Raw genomic sequence first — 17,334 nt, 5'->3', positions numbered from 1 at the left:
AAATGATTATCATTAATCAAAAAAGTAATTTCAGAATCAACACACATTGTTCAAAGTAAAATCTCAAGATTTAAACATTCTTATTTTTAACGCTAAAGGAATCATGGAATGGCTAAAAAAAACGCACTTTCTTACCAACCAGGATGGGTAGAAGTTATCTGTGGACCAATGTTCGCTGGTAAATCAGAAGAATTAATTAGAAAAATTAATCGGGTTCGGTATGCCGAAGTGAAATTTTTAATTTTTAAACCAAAAATTGATTCGCGTTCGCAAGGAATTGCCTCGCGTGATGGCCGTTTTCTTAATGCGATTGTTATTGATGATCCTTACCAAATCTATGATCACGTTAACGAAAGTCATCCCGATCTAGTAGCAATAGATGAAGCCCAATTTTTTAGCAAAGAGATTGTTGAAGTTGTGCAAACACTAGCAGATAATGGAATTAATGTGTTAATTGCTGGCTTAGAACGTGATTTTAAGGGCGAGCCTTTTGGACCAATTCCATTATTATTAACAATTGCTGAAAAAATCACAAAATTAACGGCAATTTGCACCGAATGCGGTGCTGAAGCTACCCGAACCCAACGGCTAATTGATGGCAAAGAAGCGACATACGATTCGCCCCAAATTTTAATTGGTAACCAAGAATCATACACCGCACGATGTCGCCATCACCACCGCGTTCCCGGGCGACCTATTCACGCAAAAACCACAACTTTTAAAAAACGAATTAAAACACGGGAAATTTATCATTCAAAATAACTGAAGTGGATAAAAATCCAGTAAATATATCTAAATATTAAACAAAAAATTTTGGTTTAATTGTTCTGTTCTAATGATTTGTAATACGTTTGATCGTTAATGATTGCTTCTAATAAATTAACAACAAAATTTTTACCACTAGTTTTAGAAACATGGACTAACTGAGCGTTAGAATTTGCTTCACAAAAAATTAATTGATCAGAATTATCAAACAAAAAATCAATTCCTGAATAAAACAACTGTAAATGACGGTTAATTAAAAATGCTTGTTTTTGTTGAGTTTTTGATAGGTTGATCAATGAACCTTGTGATCCTAGCGTTAAATTCGAACGAAAGTCAGTAGGATGCTTTTGGTGAATACTAGCAATGATTTTGCCACCGGCCACAAAAACCCGAACACTTTCACCAATTTTTTGCTTCATAAATTCTTGCACAATAACTTGTCGACCAGAAGTCCTATTAATAATCTCGATTGCTTGTTGTTCACAATTCACTAAATGGACATTAACTCCATATGAGCCGTACACATCTTTAATGACTATTGGATATTTGAAAGTACGACGAATATTTTTAATAAATGGACTAGTTGGATTCATTTTTTCATTATCAAAAAGAATTGGACCTAATAAGGTTTTAATTTGTTTAATTTTTGTGTCTACTAATGCGGCATGAGTTAAGGCTTTATTATCGCAATAATTAATTGCTAAAGCTTTGTTATAAACCCAATAATCCTGTTTTTGTAAAAATGTGGCTAAAGCAATATCTTTATCTAAAAACAAAATCTTTTTCGAAAAATTTCTGGTCTTTGTTTTTTCGTTTAAAAAACTAACTAATGCATCCGTAGTAATCAATTTAGTTTTTAAGGTTAGTTTTTTAGAAGCTGCAATAATGAGTTTTAACTGTTCATGATTTTTAACAATATGGGGATTATAAATAACGGTTAATTTATTTGCTTTCATCTTGGATCTGCTTTAAAATAATCAGATTTTTTAGGAGCATCACGATGGTCATTGGACCAATCCCACCAGGTACAGGGGTGCCGTATGCGGCTTGGGTTTGACTAGCAATTTCAAAATTAATGTCACCAATAACCCGATTATTAATATCGCGGGAAATACCCACATCAAAAAAAGCACACCCTTTTTTTAATTTCGAACTGTCGATAACGTGTGGATTGCCAATCGCTGTGATTAAAACATCAGCATCTTGAATTTTGATATTAATATCTGCATCATTTTTTTCGTATCCTTGAACTCAATATTGATGTTTTTGTAATCAATTAATAATCGGCTGACCACCGGTTTTACCTTTGCCTACCACAACAATTTGTTTCTTGTTTCAATCCAGATCATACGCCTTCTTTAGATGTAAAATACCGTTCACCACACAAGGCACTGGTGATTGGTTACTAAGTGTTACTAAATTTTCTGTTGCTGGTAGAAAAACGTCAACATCTTTCATTGGACTAATTGCATTTAAAACAACATCCACATTAAAATTTTTAGGCAACGGTAACTGGACTAAAATTCCGTGAACCGATGGATTGTAATTTAATTCATTAATCAATGAAATTAATTCAGCTTGCTTAATATCAATGCGTTTAATCAACGATGTTTTAGCTTTTAAGCGTTCACACGCTTCAATTTTTTTTCGAATGTAAATTGAACTTGAAAAGTCGTTACCAATCTGAATCAATGCCAAATGGTGTAACTTTGTGGAAGTAATTGGATAAAGTTCTTGCTCAATTTGCTTTGCAATTTTTTTGCCATCTAACCTGATCACGCAAATTTCCTTTCGACTGCATACTCAATTACATGTTTCAAATTAAGACTTGAATATGTTCAAAGAATGACACTAATAGACATTCATTTGATCAAATATTGCTAGCCTAAAATCAAAGATAGTTAAACCAAATAATTAAAATCTTCAAAGTCAAAAAATAATTAGATAGTAAAAATTATAAAATAATTAAGTTTATTTTTCACATCTTAACTTGGTGTTAAGCATTCCTAAAATTCGATGTGATTATTCATAATCAAACAACAAATGTTTTGTTTTTTATGTTTAACTAATTAAAATTTAATAAGTACAACCAAACAAAAATAAAGGAATTTGTTTGAAGTTACTGTAATCTTTCAATACTAGTTAAATCAATAAAATACGTGAGGAAATTATGATTCAAAAAATTGCTTATTTAATCGATTCATCAGCATCCTATCATGAAGATCCAGAAAATGATATTTATATGATGCCATTATCAATCATTAACATAAATGTGCAACCTGAACGTATTTATCAAGCGGGAATCAATATGGATTTAGACACATTAGCAAATGAACTAGCAAAGGGGCACAAATTTAAAACCGGATTAGTTGCAATCGATAAAGTGATGAAAAAAGTGGAAGAATTATTAAAAACCTATGATCGGGTTATCGGGATTCCAATTGATAGCCAGATGTCTGGAACTTATAATACTTGGAAAATAATTGAAAATGAATTAGGTGTTGATAAATTTTATGTAGTTGATTGCAAGGATGTGGAATATAGTATTGTTTGAACCTTGCAAGATATTAAAGATCATGTGGCGAAGCATGGATTTGATGAGGCTAAAATTAATGCATTAGTTAAGGAAAATAACCAAAAAAAGGGAGGGACAATTGTTGTTAATGATGTGTCCCAATTGATAGCCGGAGGGCGCTTAAAAGGCTTTAAGGCCATGATTGTTAAAACCCTTAAGTTAAAAATTTTAATTAAGTTATTACCAGCTGACGGACATTTAGAATACTTTGATAAAAAAAGGGATGCAACTAGTGCTCACGAACGGATGGTGAATTATCTTGATGAAAAAATTAATTGAAGGAAAAACGGCATTAAACGGGCTATCATTGTTTCTACAATAAGAAACGAAAAACAAAACCAAAAAATTTTGAATGAGTTTAAAAAAATTCTTCCAGAAAACTTAGACATTATTTGTCGCCCAATGAGTTCAATTATTGCCGTCCATACCGGATTAGATGCTTATGGTATTTATCTTGAGGCAAATTAATGACAAAAGAACAAAAATACTTAAATCTTTTTTATGATGAACTAACCTTACAAAATATTTTAGTTGGTTTCATTGGTAATCCAAACGCACAAGTTAAAAAAGAAGTTAACGAAAATTGCGTCTTGTTTTATGATGAACAAGATCGTTTGGTTGGTTTCAACCTTTTTAATCCAAAACGGTTTCAACTGAATTTAGTAGCCGGGATCAATGCTCCTAACGAGAGCTTAATCAAGCAACTAAATCAAATTATGAAAATTAATTTAAATGAATATGCTAACTTGTATCCGTTTGTTATTGGGAAAATCAAGACAATCAAACCAATCGCAAAAAGTCACCTAAATTTTTGTGAAGTAGATGTTGGTAAAAATGCATTACAAAAAATTGTTTGCGGTGCAATTAACGTTCGTCAAGATCAATATGTTGTAGTGGTTTTGCCTAATGCTTGTATTCCAACTGGCAAATTCATTAATAGTTCAAAAGTATTAGACCACCAGTCTGATGGCATGATTTGTAGTGCTAAAGAACTAAATTTACCAGCCGGTGAACCAAAAACAATTTTAGAACTACCTGAGAGTTTGGCAATCAATAAAATCGGTCAACCATATTTAGTAATTTATAATATAGACCCACAAAAATAAAGGAAGAAAACGTATGGAACAAAAATTTAAAAAAATGACCCAAGCTGAACTTGAAGAAAATCTTGATGAATTACAATATAACGTGACCCAAAACGGAGCAACTGAACCAGCTTTTCGCAACAAATATGACCATGAATTTCGAAAAGGGATCTATGTCGATATCACTAGTGGTGAACCTTTATTTGCTTCATCTGATAAGTTCGATTCAGGTTGTGGTTGACCAGCATTTACTAAACCTATTGAAAAAGAGTTAATTGCCGAGAAAATGGATAACTCTTATGGCATGCGTCGGATTGAAGTACGGGCCAAAAACACCGATAGTCATCTAGGTCATGTTTTCACCGATGGTCCTCAAAGTACGGGTGGTTTAAGATACTGCATTAATTCTGCATCACTAAACTTCATTGCCTTAGAAGATATGGATAGTTTAGGCTATAGTGAATATAAAAAATACGTAAAGTAATTCTAGCCAATTTTTAAAAATAACAGGTTATTTCTAGCCTCTTGCTTTTCAATTTTTTACTGATATTTTTTGAAAAAATATTTATCAATAAAACCAAGTTTTTTACGAACTTTCAGATAGCATAAGATTGATTTTATGTTAAAATGTTAGTGTTTAGTTTCTATACAGCAATAATTGTATAGTTGTTTTAGGGCATAAGTAGGCTTTTATCTAGTTATCCAAGATTAATAAAAATAATCAACAAAACAAATCGTTCTGGAGGAAATCAATGTTTGCAATTATCGCTACCGGAGCCAAGCAGTATTTAGTTCGTGAAAACGATGAAATCTATATCGAAAAAATCGATGGAAAAATTGGCGATGAGATTATTATTAATAAGGTTCTTGCAGTGAATGCAATTGTTGGCAAACCAACCCTACCTGATGCTTTTGTAACCTGCCGTATTGAAAAACAAGGTAAACAAAAAAAAATCAAGGTCATTAAGCACATTAGTCAAAAACACCACTTGAAAAAGTATGGACACAGACAACCATACACCAAGTTAAAAATTGTTAAGATTAATTTTAAAAACGCGGAAGAGTAATGCTAGCAATAACTTTTTATGCAGGCGGGGTGAAGATTGAAGGTCACGCCTTCTTCGCACCAAAAGGTGACGATATTGTTTGCGCGGCTATTAGTGGCATTGTCTTGGGCGGATTAAATTGGTATGACCCTAAAGATCTAAGTATTCAACGTTCAGAAAGAAATAATATTTTTTCATTTGAACTAAAAAATAGTGATTATGACAAATTGGTCGCTTTGCAAGTCATTCAAACCCAAATCGAAGCCATCGCCAAAGTTTACCCTAACTACATAAAAATTATTGATAACTCGCGAAAGATCATCATTTAAAAGGAAAAACAACAATGAATAAGAAGAAATTTTGATTACCAGTCGACCTGCAGTATTTTGCATCAAAAAAAGGAGTAGGATCAACCAAAAACGGGCGTGATTCCAATCCGAAGTTTCTCGGAGCCAAACTTGCTGATGGTCAACACACCAAAGTTGGTCAAATTATTTACCGCCAACGTGGTAACCGCATTTGACCTGGCAAAAATGTGGGTCAAGGAACCGACGACACTTTATTTGCAAAAAGTGCTGGCATTGTGAGATACAAAAAATTTGGATCAGACAAAACTAAAGTTGAAGTTGTTCCTGTACTAGTAAAAACTGAAAAATAAAATATAATTAATAAAGTCAATGATCAAACAGTTTGTTAAATGCATTTGATGCATAAAACAAACTTTTTTTATAAATTTTACATATCATTAACTAGTTAAGGATCATGGTCATGAATGAAAACAAATACCTTTTAGGTTCACACGTCGCAATGAAAGCACCCGAATACTTATTAGGCAGCGTCAAAGAAGCGTTAAGTTATCATGCTAACGCTTTCATGATTTATACAGGCCCACCACAAAATACGCTCCGAAAAAACCTTGAAGAATTAAAAATAATTAGTGCCCAAGAACTTTGAAAGGAAAAAGGCAGAGCCCTTGACAACATCATTGTTCATGCACCATACATTATTAATCTGGCTTCGGCTGATGCTGCCAAACGGCAATTTGGGGTTGACTTTTTTATCAAAGAAGTAGAACGAACTGCAGCTATTGGTGCTAAATACATTGTTTTACATCCCGGATCAGCAATTAACACCACTCCTGATTTAGCCATCAAAAATTTAATTCAAAGTTTAAATCAAGTTATTAGCAATACGAAAGATGTTGTCATTTGCTTAGAGACCATGGCCGGCAAAGGCAATGAAATCGGTAAAAATTTTGACCAACTGCAAGCGATTATTGCTAAAATTACCAATAAAAAACGTATTGGGGTTTGTTTAGATACATGTCATGTACATGACGCTGGTTATGACTTGGCTAAAACAGAACAACTTTTTAAAGAAATTAAAAAAACGATTGGGCTAGAGCAAATTAAAGTGATTCATTTTAATGATTCGTTAAGTGAAATTAACTCCCACAAAGACCGACACGCCAACATTGGCTATGGCAAGATTGGTTTTAATGTATTATTAAATTTATTAAATTGTAAACAGTTTGCAAACTTACCAGTTATTTTAGAAACACCATACGTTGACGATCAACCACCATATGCTCAAGAAATCATGATGTTAAACAACCAAACATTCCATGATCCCTTCCCTTCTAAGAAAAGTTAAATAAAATGAAACAACACACAACTAGTCATAACCTAAATTATTATTTAAAAAAAATATCAGACAAAAAACTAAAGCTTACTAAACAACGTAAGGATGTTATTGAATGCCTTGTTAAACATGAAGGTTGACATACGATTGAAAACGTGATTTCCCACCTTTCTGCTAACAATCTAGCAAAGCCAAACGTGGCTAGTGTTTATAACACTTTACATTCATTTGTTAAACACGGTTTGGTGCAGGCCTTTTTGAATACAACTAATTTTAAGATTTATTACAACATTAGACACCAAGCTCATGAACATGCCTATTTCTACCAAAAGAATGAATTTCAAACGATCCCCTTGCCTTTAAAATTAACCAAAGAGCTTAATCTTTTTTTTAATGCGAACAAAATCCAAGCAAATAATTATTATTTAGTGGCTACCAATTACCAAGAAAAAGAATCTAGCAATGAATAAAAAAACCAAAGTTAAAATAATAGACAAACCTGGTGGTGATAATCATAACAATAAGGGTGTTGACCAAAAAATGGTGGATCAAATGGTGAGGGATTATGAAAAAAAATACATGAATGATTCATCTAAAGTTTATTCATTAACACTAAATGAATTAACCGGAAAGCCGCCAATTAATACAGCAGAAGAAATTTTGCAAAAATTTCACGATACCAATGCTAAAAAAGCCATTTCGGGTTATTCATTTTATAAACAAATCTTTGAATTAATTAACCAAAATTTGCAAGAAAAAAATATTAAAAAAGCCGTGGAATTAATTGATGAAGAATTGCAAATGTCTTATGTTCCAAAAGAAGTTGAAGAACATTTAAACATGTATGAAGAACTAATTGTTGAACTAATTAATAAGCAACAAGAAGCCGCATTAGGCCACTTAACATCTAAAGAGTTAATTAGCAAAGCTTTTGCCAATTTTCCAAGTAACTTAGCCTTATTGGAAATTGTTCAAACTAAACCACCAGGTTATTTTCAACGCGAGCAGTTTTCGTTTATTATGCCTTATTTAACAGCAAAAGATACTGATAACCATTGAAAAATTTATTTATTTGAAATTTTTTCAAAGGTCCGTGAATTTGAAGGGATTGAAGTCAAAATGGAAAATAGCGATACCGGGACAATTCGCTATGCCAAAATTGGTTCCCAATTGTCTTCAAATGAAACAAATGATTATTTTGCTAAATTAACAAATCTGATTAACGAATTAGTCACTGATGAACCATCATTAACCACATTAGCACTAGATCTTGTTAACCGCTTCATATTATTTTATTTTCCAGCCCATCCCGAAATTAATGTCGATTTGTTAGCCAAAGAAATTGTACAGTATGTTTATCACAGTTTAAACTTTAATCATAATGTAAAAAAACGCAGTGAGACCAGCGTTTTGATCGATAAAATCTTAACTAAAGTTCAAATTTAAACGATTTGAAACAAAATTCAAAGGAGTAAAATGTTTGCATAATATTTATCTAAAAATTTTTTATAATAAAATACATTAAAATCAATGAAATTTAAATGCCGATAATAAAAAAATAGTTAGGATAATTGAATTATGTACAAAATCATTGAATCACAAAAAAACGATCGCGAATTAACGTTAACTATTGCCTTTGAAGATAAAAGTTGAACTGATGAAATTGAAACCCAAGTTAGAAACCAAACTAAAAAAATTAAGATTGCTGGTTTTCGAGTTGGTAAAGCCCCAATCGCAATTGCACGTCGATCGGTAAATATGGGTGTTGTTCTTGAAGATGCTGCTAATAAAATTATTCAAAAGAATTATGAGGCTATTATTAATGACAAATTAATTAGTGAAGATGACGAAGTTATTGATGATAGTATAAAAATTGAACCAGATAAAATTGATGATCAAAAACTAGTAATTAAGTTAAGATTTGAATTAATTCCAGAAATTACCTTACCTGCAATTGATAGCATCCCCAACTTGCAAAAACCAGCAGAAATTACCGAAAAAGATATCAGTCGGCAAATCAAAAATTGGATGAAAAGCGATGCTACCATTACAACAAAAGAAGATAACGTGGTCGCTGATGGTAATCTAGTAACCATTGATTTTGAAGGAACGGTTGATGGGAAAGTATTGCCCGAAGCCACCGCATCTAATTATGAATTAGAAATTGGCTCAAAATCATTTATTGATGGTTTTGAAGACAAATTAATTAATGCCAAGAAAGACGAAACAAGAATTCTTGATTTAGTGTTTCCAAAAGATTATCACGACCCAAAAATGAGCAATAAACCTGTCTCATTTAAAGTAACAGTTAAGGCAATTAAAGAAATTAAGTATCCCGAACTTAATAATGATTATATCATTAGACTTGCCAAAGAAGAAAAAATGGATAACGTTGTTGATGTTGATAGTTTCAAGCAATCTACTAAAAAACGCTTGGAAGAAACCATGATCAAAAACATTAATAAAAACAACACTACGGTTATTTCAAATTATTTAATTGATCATTCCAAATTTAGTTATCTTCCTGAATCATTAGTAAAAGACCAAATCAAACAATTAAACCAAATGCTTGAACAAAACTTAAAAAACGCCAACATCAGTATGGAAGATTTTCTAAAAATCCAAAACAACACCAATGATGGGCTTGCTCAAACATTACGGGAAAACTCAGTTCGTCACGTGAAATTTACCTTAGCATTTGAAGAATTAGCAAAAGTTAATAAGATTGATATTTCCGATGATGAAGTCAATGCTGAAATCGAAAAACAACTAAAAGAGTTGAATATTCAAGATCAAGAAAAACTGGCAGCAGTAAAATCAAAAATGCTAAAAGAATTTGAACAAATTTATTTAATGATAAAACTTAATAAGGTTAACGAATTCATTATAAACCAGCAAAAACAATAAATTAGCACTCATGTTTACAGAGTGCCAATAATTGCTAATGTGGTATAATGTTACCATTAATGATCTTAAAATTCATTGTTAATCAGGAAAGGATTTAACTAGATGAAAAAGGCATACATATTAGTTTCTAGAGAAATTATCGTTTTCCCTAGTTGTGTAAAAGAAATTAATGTGGGTCGAAAGCGATCGTTAGAAGCCATCGAAGCCGCATACAAAAAGAACAAACAAATTGTAATTACTGCCCAAACCGAACGGGATGTTGAAGAACCAACTGAAAAAGATATTTATAATATTGGCACCTTATGTGAAATTCAAAAAATGGAACGAAACGAAACTGAGGGCGATCTTGTTTCTGTCAAACTAACAGTTAAAGGAGTTCAACGGGTTAGATTGAGTAAATACAACCATTTGTCAGCCCAACCTGTAATCGAATACGAAACATTAAAATCAACAAATATTTCAGATAACGAAAATACCCGCCGGATTCGTGACATTTTTGGTTTACTAGATTCCAAAATTTTGGCAAACATCAACGAAACTAATGAGGCGTCTTCGGCTTCTGATAAAAGCCGAGCAGTAGGCATTTTCTCTGGTGATGCTGATAAATTATCGGATCTATTAGCTAATTCAATTGATAACTTTAGTGTCCCCGAACGTCAAAATTTATTAAGCACTTTAGACGTTGCCAAACGTTTAGATACCATTGCTGAATTCTTAAAAAAACACGCTAAGGCAGCACAACAAGCAAAAGATAAAGATAACGAAGATAAAAGTGCCGAATTCCAACAAATTGATCGCAAGATAACTAAAAAAATTAATGACAATTTAAGCAAACAACAACGAGAATTTTATTTACGCGAAAGACTAAAGGCTATTAAGGAAGAATTAGGTGACATTAGCACTAAAGAAGATGATCTTAGTGAATTACGCGAAAAACTTAATAGTAATCCTTATCCAAAACACATTAAGGAAAAAGTTACTGCCGAATTAAACCGTTATGAAGCAACAGTCAATTCCCAAGAAAATTCAATAATTCGCACTTACGTGGAATGATTATTAGATATTCCGTGATGACAAGAAGGTAAAGATAACGAAGATATTAAAAAGGTGTCTAAGGTTTTAGATAAAAATCATTACGGCTTGCAAAAAGTAAAAGAACGGATTGTTGAATATCTAGCCGTTCTAATGCGTACGAAGAAAATTCGGGGTCCAATTATGTGTCTAGTTGGTCCGCCAGGGGTAGGGAAATCAAGTCTTGCCAAATCAATCGCGGAGTCGTTAGGTAAAGAATTTGTCAAAATGTCCTTAGGTGGCGTTCACGATGAATCTGAAATTAGGGGGCACCGTAAAACATACATCGGCTCAATGCCAGGACGCATTATTAAGGGGATGAAAAAAGCCAAAGTTGTTAACCCATTATTTTTACTTGATGAAATTGATAAGATGACAAGTGACAACCATGGTGACCCCGCCAGTGCTTTATTAGAAGTTTTAGATCCTGAATTAAACAACAAGTTCAACGATAATTACATTGAAGAAGATTACGATCTATCAAAAGTGATGTTTGTAGCCACTGCTAATTATGCTGAAGGCATTCCAGAAGCCTTATATGACCGGATGGAAATCATTGAACTAACAAGTTATACAGAACAAGAAAAACTAGCGATTGCTAAAAACTACTTAATTCCTAGAACTCTAGAAAACGCAGCAATGAGTAGTGATGAACTAAATTTCACCGATGAAGCAATCAGTTACATCATCAAGCACTTTACTTTAGAAGCTGGGGTAAGACAACTTGAAAGAACCATTCAACAAATTGCTCGCAAGTTCTTAGTTCGTTCACAAAAAGATGGTATTAAAACGCAAAAAATTGACGTGAAAGCCGTGAAGTTTTACTTGAAAAAAGAAATCTTTGATTACACCGTCCGTGATGAAGACACCATCCCGGGAATTGTTAATGGAATGGCCTATACATCCAGTGGCGGCGACTTATTGCCAATCGAAGTTTCCTACTCGCCAGGTAAGGGTGAACTAACAATAACTGGAAACCTAAAAGAAACTATGCGTGAATCAGCCAACGTTGCCTTAGGTTATGTCAAGTCTAATGCTAAAGAATTTGGGATTGATCCGAAAATGTTTAAGACGATTGACTTGCATATTCATGTCCCTTCAGGTGGTATTCCTAAAGATGGTCCAAGTGCTGGGGTGGCGTTAACTACAGCAATTATCTCTGCACTAACGGGTAAAAAGATTGACCCAACAGTTGCCATGACTGGCGAAATTACGTTACGTGGTAAAGTGCTAGTAATCGGTGGGGTTAAAGAAAAAACAATTTCTGCCCACCGTGGTGGGGTTCGAACAATTTTCATGCCAGAAAAAGACGAACGTTATTTAGATGAAGTTCCAAAAGAAATTAAGGATGATTTAAGCATTATTTTTGTAAAAAAATACAACGATATCTTCAAGCGTTTATTTAAATAAAGACCATTAATTAAAACTAATTCTTAGTTGACCTCTAGGGATTAGTTTTTTTATTACTAAAAGGCACTAAAATTTACGTAAAATAAATCATTATTAGTCAGGATCATACATGTTTAACAACGATTATAAAGATCAGCTTTGACCAAATAAATTAGCTAATGGCCAACCATATGAAGATTTAGGGATCATCGCTAATATTCCTAACCTTCCAGATCATGTGCAAATTGGAGCATATACTTATTATCATTCGTTAACAGGAGCCCATAATTTTGTGAGGGACTGCGTGTTTTATGCAACAGCTGACGATCGTTTAATTATTGGCAAATTTTGTTCGTTAGCATGAAAAGTCAAATTTATTTTTAATGCCGCTCACCATTTTTCCCAATTGTTTACCACTTATCCTTTTTTCTTATTTGATCCAAAAGTTTACCACCAAGCTATTGCGGGCCAAAATATTCGCGATATTAATAAAGGGCCGATCGTTGTTGGCAACGATGTGTGGATTGGGCACGCGGCGACAATCATGCCAGGCGTGCAAATTGGCGATGGGGCCATTATTGGCACCAATGCTTTGGTAACAAAAAACGTTCCTGCTTATGCCGTTGTTGGTGGTAATCCGGCCAAAATCATTAAGTACCGTTTTGGTGATGATGATATTAAAAAATTACTGGAAATGAAGTGATGGGATTGAGATTTTCAGCAAATTATACACGCTTACACAACCATTGGTTTAAACCAAATTCCAAAACTTTATGAATTCTATTTAAACAACATTAAAAAATAGTCTTATTAATATTTAATACATTCAAGTTTTAATTGGTTTTAAGGAATCAGTTAATCAATTTTTTAAATTTTTATTGAAATTAAATCTCCTGTGAGATGATCCTTCGTAGATATAAAAGATATTGAAGAACCCATGGTTAGTTTGTAAATAATAAGATGATTTTTTTGTTAAAAGTGGTTTGCTGAAAAAATTATGCTTTCCTAGTAGAAAAAATTAAAAATTAAATCAAGCCGTGATTGTAAGTTTTATATTCACAAAATTATTCGATATTTAAAATAAAAACAAAAATTGAAAATTACAAAATTCAATCAATTATTTTTGCTTAATGAACCTTAAAGTCTGATTTTGCTTGGATAACCTAAACTGAAAACTAATATTTTTTAAAACTAATTTAAACTACAAAGCATTATAAGAAAACTATTCAATTTAGATTTAAATTTTAATTTTAAACAAATTCTTTACCAATAAAATATGTGAATTTCTTATACTAACCATCTAGATATTCTAGAATTTATTTGATCGCTATTACTGTCAAATTTAAAAATAATGATGCTTGAAAAAACACTATCTAAAAAGCCTTTTCTTTGTTTGATAATATTCCTAAATCATCAATAAATTTAGTTTTTATAATTCTGTTAAAACTAGTTAAAATATGTTAATTTTAAACACGGAAAATATGTATGCAAGCAATAATTATTTTTATTTGCAAATGTCTGATTAAAGAAACTTTTAAATTTGCAGTCAAGAAAAGGGTTAAGTTTGAACATTATTGCTTAGAGGAAAACTTTATCACTTGCATATTTTGATCTAATTAATGAATTCTAGTTCCCTAACAGTTAAGAGAAATTACTATTAGTAGAAATTTAATAGAAAAATATTGGCAATATGAAATTTACTTCCATAAATCCATTAAATAATACAGGCATTAAAAAATAATAATGATTATTTTCATGTGTAAACATGGTCTAATCAATGCATGAATACAATAAAATTAATTATTAAAAAAGACAATTCAAATTCCCAAAAATGCTTTAGCTCACAGTAACTTATAAAAGAATTATTTGTTATTTTCATACAAATCAAAATAAATCCTTAAAATTTCACTAGCATTACGTCACACATTAAAGCATGATATGAAATGAAAGTTATTCAACGAGATGAAAAACCTGCTCACAATTAATCGCTAGTCACTAAAAAATACTTTAAAATAGTTTAAATCAATTATTGATTAATGTTAAACAACAGAATAAAATCAAATTACGAAATAACAATAGTAAAGCCATCCAAATACAATAGCTTACTGCTTGCCGTTCCCGCTAGTAAAAATCCTCATAACCAATAACTTGCAATGGAATAATACAAATCGCATATACTGAAATTAAGAATAAAATTAAAAATAACAATTTTATTGTCATTATAAAAATCACTTTTAAAAACCTTCGAACCAAGGTGTTAAAAACAAAGTGATAAACTTAGTGGTCAAATAAAGATTTCAATAAACATCAAACTAAACTTGATCAGTTTAAAAACGCAAATCAATTTGCTACAAATTATTTATCATAAATTTTTACTGTAAAACTTTAGGGGGAACAACTGAAAAAATTAATTTAGCTTAATATTGCAAAAATTTTAATAATTTAGTATTAAATAAAATTTAGTGCCAATAAGTTATTTTGGTAATTCGTTTAATAACAGTAAATTTTAGATTAAAAGGTTAAATAGGTGAATAAAGTTTAAAAAAATGATGCAATAAAACTACACAAGTGTTAATCTATTTTCAATATTTATTAAAAATTTCACAGTTAAAAAGGTGTTTGATCCTTTTTTAATATTAAATTGAGTCACTATTTTTACAAAAATTCTAAATTTGGAATAACAAAATAATTTATAATAAATTAATTGGTGTTTACAAGTGTTAGAAATGAAAAAATTTAACCTTGCAATGTATTAAAAACATAAAGATTAAAAAGGTCCGTGAGTAATATGGCAAAAAAAGACAATGATTCCAAGTTTCAAAAATTGGTTCTTGATCAACTAAAAGAACTTGCCGAAAATGTTAAGAAAACAAACAAAAAGGTTGATCAATTGGACCAAAAAATTGATAATAATAAAACTGAACTAAAAAAGGAAATTGATAACACTAAAATTGAATTAAAAAAGGAAATTGATAAAACCAATCAAAAGGTTGATCAATTGGACAAAAAAATTGATAATAATAAAACTGAACTAAAAAAGGAAATTGATAACACTAAAACTGAACTAAAAAAAGAAATTGATAAAACCAATCAAAAGGTGGATAAACTAGACAAGAAAATTGATAACACTAAAATTGAATTAAAAAAAGAAATTGAAAAAACCAATCAAAAAGTCAATAAGGTTGATCAAAAAATTGATGATGGTAATGCTGCAATTCATGCCCGGATTGATTCGTACCATTTATTTACTGACCTGCCACCTCCACCGCCACCAATGCAAAAACTTTACAAATTAATGAAAAATATTGTTGTAGTTCATATTGATACTTCCTGAAATCAACATAAGTTAGAACTATTAACTAAACAAATTTACCAAGATTTTGGTCATCCTAAAAAGAAAAAAGTTGGCTACGTTCAATTTAGAGTAGATGCTAATATAATTGAATTTGTTAAAAAATACTTAGAAACAATAGAATTTAGTAAGGATTATCAATATTTAATTGATCAGGAAACTGATGAATCAAAACGTATCTAAACAGTATGTAAAAAATCTTATTTTTCAAACAAATTGACTGCTTTTAATTTTAAAATATTGTTTTTAATGAATGAATTAATTAATATGCTTATTTAATTTTTATGTTAGGTGTACATTATTATTTAGTTAGTAAAAAATCTTAGAATTAAAATATTCATGTCAAATTCAAAAAAAATATTTGTTAATTTATTAGATCGGTTTTAAAAAAACATTGAAAAGCAAATAAAGTCGTATAACATTTACACTAAATTAAAAGAAGAAAAATGATAAAATAAATGCGATCTAGTCTCTGCGTTTAAGTTCTTGATTGTTTTGCAGATTCCACTACTCTTGCTTCTAGTAGTGTTTGCATATTTCTTTCATTATTTTTTAAGTCGTTTTTTAGCACATATTACCTGATAAAGAACACATTGGTAGTCATATCTACTAATAAAATTGTTAATATAAGCCAAGTTAAAAAATTTATTTTTAAATATTGCAGATTTTGTGAAATTTCATTAATCTTACACCTCGATATTTGCAAGTATATTAAATTTGGGAGGATCAATGTTTTATTTTAGAGTTTGATGATTTCTCGTTTTGTGCAGAGAATTGTTTGAAAATTCGTGTTTTTTTATATAAAAAACAAAAAATCAATCAATATGTAGTGACATCAATGTTGATACTGCAGAAATCATCGTATTTTTAAAATTGATGTTAGAAAGATAAAATTGAAAAAATTAATAATTTACATAATTAACTTTTAAATTTAGTTTTGGTACATAACACAAATTAAAAATACTTATTTTTTTAAGTTAGTTTTCCATTACGAAATAAGCATATGGAAAATATCTTGTGTGCATAATAAATCTTGTAAGTTTTATTTTTAATTAAACTGCGTAAGTTTATAAATTCATGGTTTTTATACTAAGAAAGGAGAATAGTTTTATAAAAAATAAAACTAAATGATTTATTTCATTTTTTTTGGTTCTTAATTTCAAAAAATACTCATTAAATTATTAATAAATTGCTAATTAATTAATAAATATTTTCAAAAAGCTAAAGAAAAATGCAGAATATCTCGTTAGGTCATTTGTAAAAATTAATTGTGTAATTTTTTAATTTTTTAAACTCTAACTAATTTTTATTTTTTTATTATATGTCATTACTTGGAAATATTCCTATTTTTATTCACAAATAATTTTGTATTAGGTCATATTTTTAAGAATCATTATTAATCATTTTTTGAAATTAATATTTTTATGAATGTCTACTGTATAAAATTTTTAAGAAATTTAAACTGACTTTTTTGTAAAAAATATATAAAAAGACAATAAAATA

16 protein-coding genes are annotated in these 17,334 nt (G+C 30.5%); 14 read left to right on the top strand and 2 right to left on the bottom strand.

What is annotated here, in order from left to right; genetic code table 4:
* Positions 1–108 precede the first annotated feature (108 nt).
* Positions 109–762, top strand: coding sequence for a thymidine kinase (locus ABDB96_RS01530; protein WP_343251764.1), 654 nt, complete (start codon positions 109–111; stop codon positions 760–762).
* Between the two features lie 56 nt (positions 763–818).
* Here the strand turns inward: ABDB96_RS01530 and ABDB96_RS01525 are convergent, their stop codons facing one another.
* Entirely contained in the window at positions 819–1,721 is a 903-nt protein-coding gene (locus ABDB96_RS01525; protein WP_343251763.1) for a RimK family alpha-L-glutamate ligase, read from the bottom strand.
* The gene (locus tag ABDB96_RS01520; protein ID WP_343251762.1) at positions 1,708–2,544 is read right to left on the bottom strand and encodes a bifunctional 5,10-methylenetetrahydrofolate dehydrogenase/5,10-methenyltetrahydrofolate cyclohydrolase; all 837 of its coding nucleotides are present in this window, start codon (positions 2,542–2,544) and stop codon (positions 1,708–1,710) included. Before ABDB96_RS01520 ends, ABDB96_RS01525 begins: the two co-directional genes overlap by 14 nt.
* A gap of 391 nt (positions 2,545–2,935) precedes the next feature.
* Between ABDB96_RS01520 and ABDB96_RS01515 the strand changes: the two genes are divergently transcribed.
* The 13 genes from ABDB96_RS01515 (at position 2,936) to ABDB96_RS01455 (ending at position 16,014) form a co-directional block, all read left to right on the top strand.
* The gene (locus ABDB96_RS01515; RefSeq protein WP_343251761.1) at positions 2,936–3,808 is read left to right on the top strand and encodes a DegV family protein; all 873 of its coding nucleotides are present in this window, start codon (positions 2,936–2,938) and stop codon (positions 3,806–3,808) included.
* Positions 3,808–4,446, top strand: a complete 639-nt coding sequence (ytpR, locus tag ABDB96_RS01510) for a YtpR family tRNA-binding protein (RefSeq protein WP_343251760.1) — start codon at positions 3,808–3,810, stop codon at positions 4,444–4,446. Before ABDB96_RS01515 ends, ytpR begins: the two co-directional genes overlap by 1 nt.
* A 13-nt stretch (positions 4,447–4,459) precedes the next feature.
* Positions 4,460–4,909 (top strand): peptide-methionine (R)-S-oxide reductase MsrB, encoded by a 450-nt coding sequence (gene msrB / locus ABDB96_RS01505; RefSeq protein ID WP_343251759.1) that lies wholly within the window; start codon positions 4,460–4,462, stop codon positions 4,907–4,909.
* A 268-nt stretch (positions 4,910–5,177) separates the two neighbouring features.
* Positions 5,178–5,492, top strand: a complete 315-nt coding sequence (gene rplU / locus ABDB96_RS01500; protein WP_343251758.1) for a 50S ribosomal protein L21 — start codon at positions 5,178–5,180, stop codon at positions 5,490–5,492.
* Positions 5,492–5,800 (top strand): ribosomal-processing cysteine protease Prp, encoded by a 309-nt coding sequence (locus ABDB96_RS01495; protein WP_343251757.1) that lies wholly within the window; start codon positions 5,492–5,494, stop codon positions 5,798–5,800. The genes rplU and ABDB96_RS01495 overlap by 1 nt, the downstream gene beginning before the upstream one ends.
* A 14-nt stretch (positions 5,801–5,814) precedes the next feature.
* The gene (gene rpmA, locus ABDB96_RS01490; protein WP_343251756.1) at positions 5,815–6,129 is read left to right on the top strand and encodes a 50S ribosomal protein L27; all 315 of its coding nucleotides are present in this window, start codon (positions 5,815–5,817) and stop codon (positions 6,127–6,129) included.
* A 110-nt stretch (positions 6,130–6,239) separates the two neighbouring features.
* The gene (locus tag ABDB96_RS01485; RefSeq protein ID WP_343251755.1) at positions 6,240–7,124 is read left to right on the top strand and encodes a deoxyribonuclease IV; all 885 of its coding nucleotides are present in this window, start codon (positions 6,240–6,242) and stop codon (positions 7,122–7,124) included.
* A 5-nt stretch (positions 7,125–7,129) separates the two neighbouring features.
* The gene (locus tag ABDB96_RS01480; RefSeq protein ID WP_343251754.1) at positions 7,130–7,582 is read left to right on the top strand and encodes a transcriptional repressor; all 453 of its coding nucleotides are present in this window, start codon (positions 7,130–7,132) and stop codon (positions 7,580–7,582) included.
* Positions 7,575–8,558, top strand: coding sequence for a DUF3196 family protein (locus ABDB96_RS01475; RefSeq protein ID WP_343251753.1), 984 nt, complete (start codon positions 7,575–7,577; stop codon positions 8,556–8,558). Before ABDB96_RS01480 ends, ABDB96_RS01475 begins: the two co-directional genes overlap by 8 nt.
* A 132-nt stretch (positions 8,559–8,690) precedes the next feature.
* On the top strand, positions 8,691–10,019 hold the full coding sequence (tig, locus tag ABDB96_RS01470) for a trigger factor (protein WP_343251752.1): 1,329 nt from the start codon (positions 8,691–8,693) through the stop codon (positions 10,017–10,019).
* Positions 10,020–10,121: 102 nt separating this feature from the next.
* Positions 10,122–12,500, top strand: a complete 2,379-nt coding sequence (lon, locus tag ABDB96_RS01465) for an endopeptidase La (RefSeq protein WP_343251751.1) — start codon at positions 10,122–10,124, stop codon at positions 12,498–12,500.
* Positions 12,501–12,609: 109 nt separating this feature from the next.
* Positions 12,610–13,284, top strand: coding sequence for a CatB-related O-acetyltransferase (locus tag ABDB96_RS01460; RefSeq protein ID WP_343251750.1), 675 nt, complete (start codon positions 12,610–12,612; stop codon positions 13,282–13,284).
* A 1,983-nt stretch (positions 13,285–15,267) separates the two neighbouring features.
* Positions 15,268–16,014, top strand: coding sequence for a hypothetical protein (locus tag ABDB96_RS01455; RefSeq protein ID WP_343251749.1), 747 nt, complete (start codon positions 15,268–15,270; stop codon positions 16,012–16,014).
* Positions 16,015–17,334 lie beyond the last annotated feature (1,320 nt).

The organism is Mycoplasma amphoriforme A39 (genome assembly GCA_000723365.1).
GTDB lineage: Bacteria > Bacillota_I > Bacilli_A > Mycoplasmatales > Mycoplasmoidaceae > Mycoplasmoides > Mycoplasmoides amphoriforme.
This window is presented reverse-complemented; position numbering and strand designations above follow the sequence as displayed.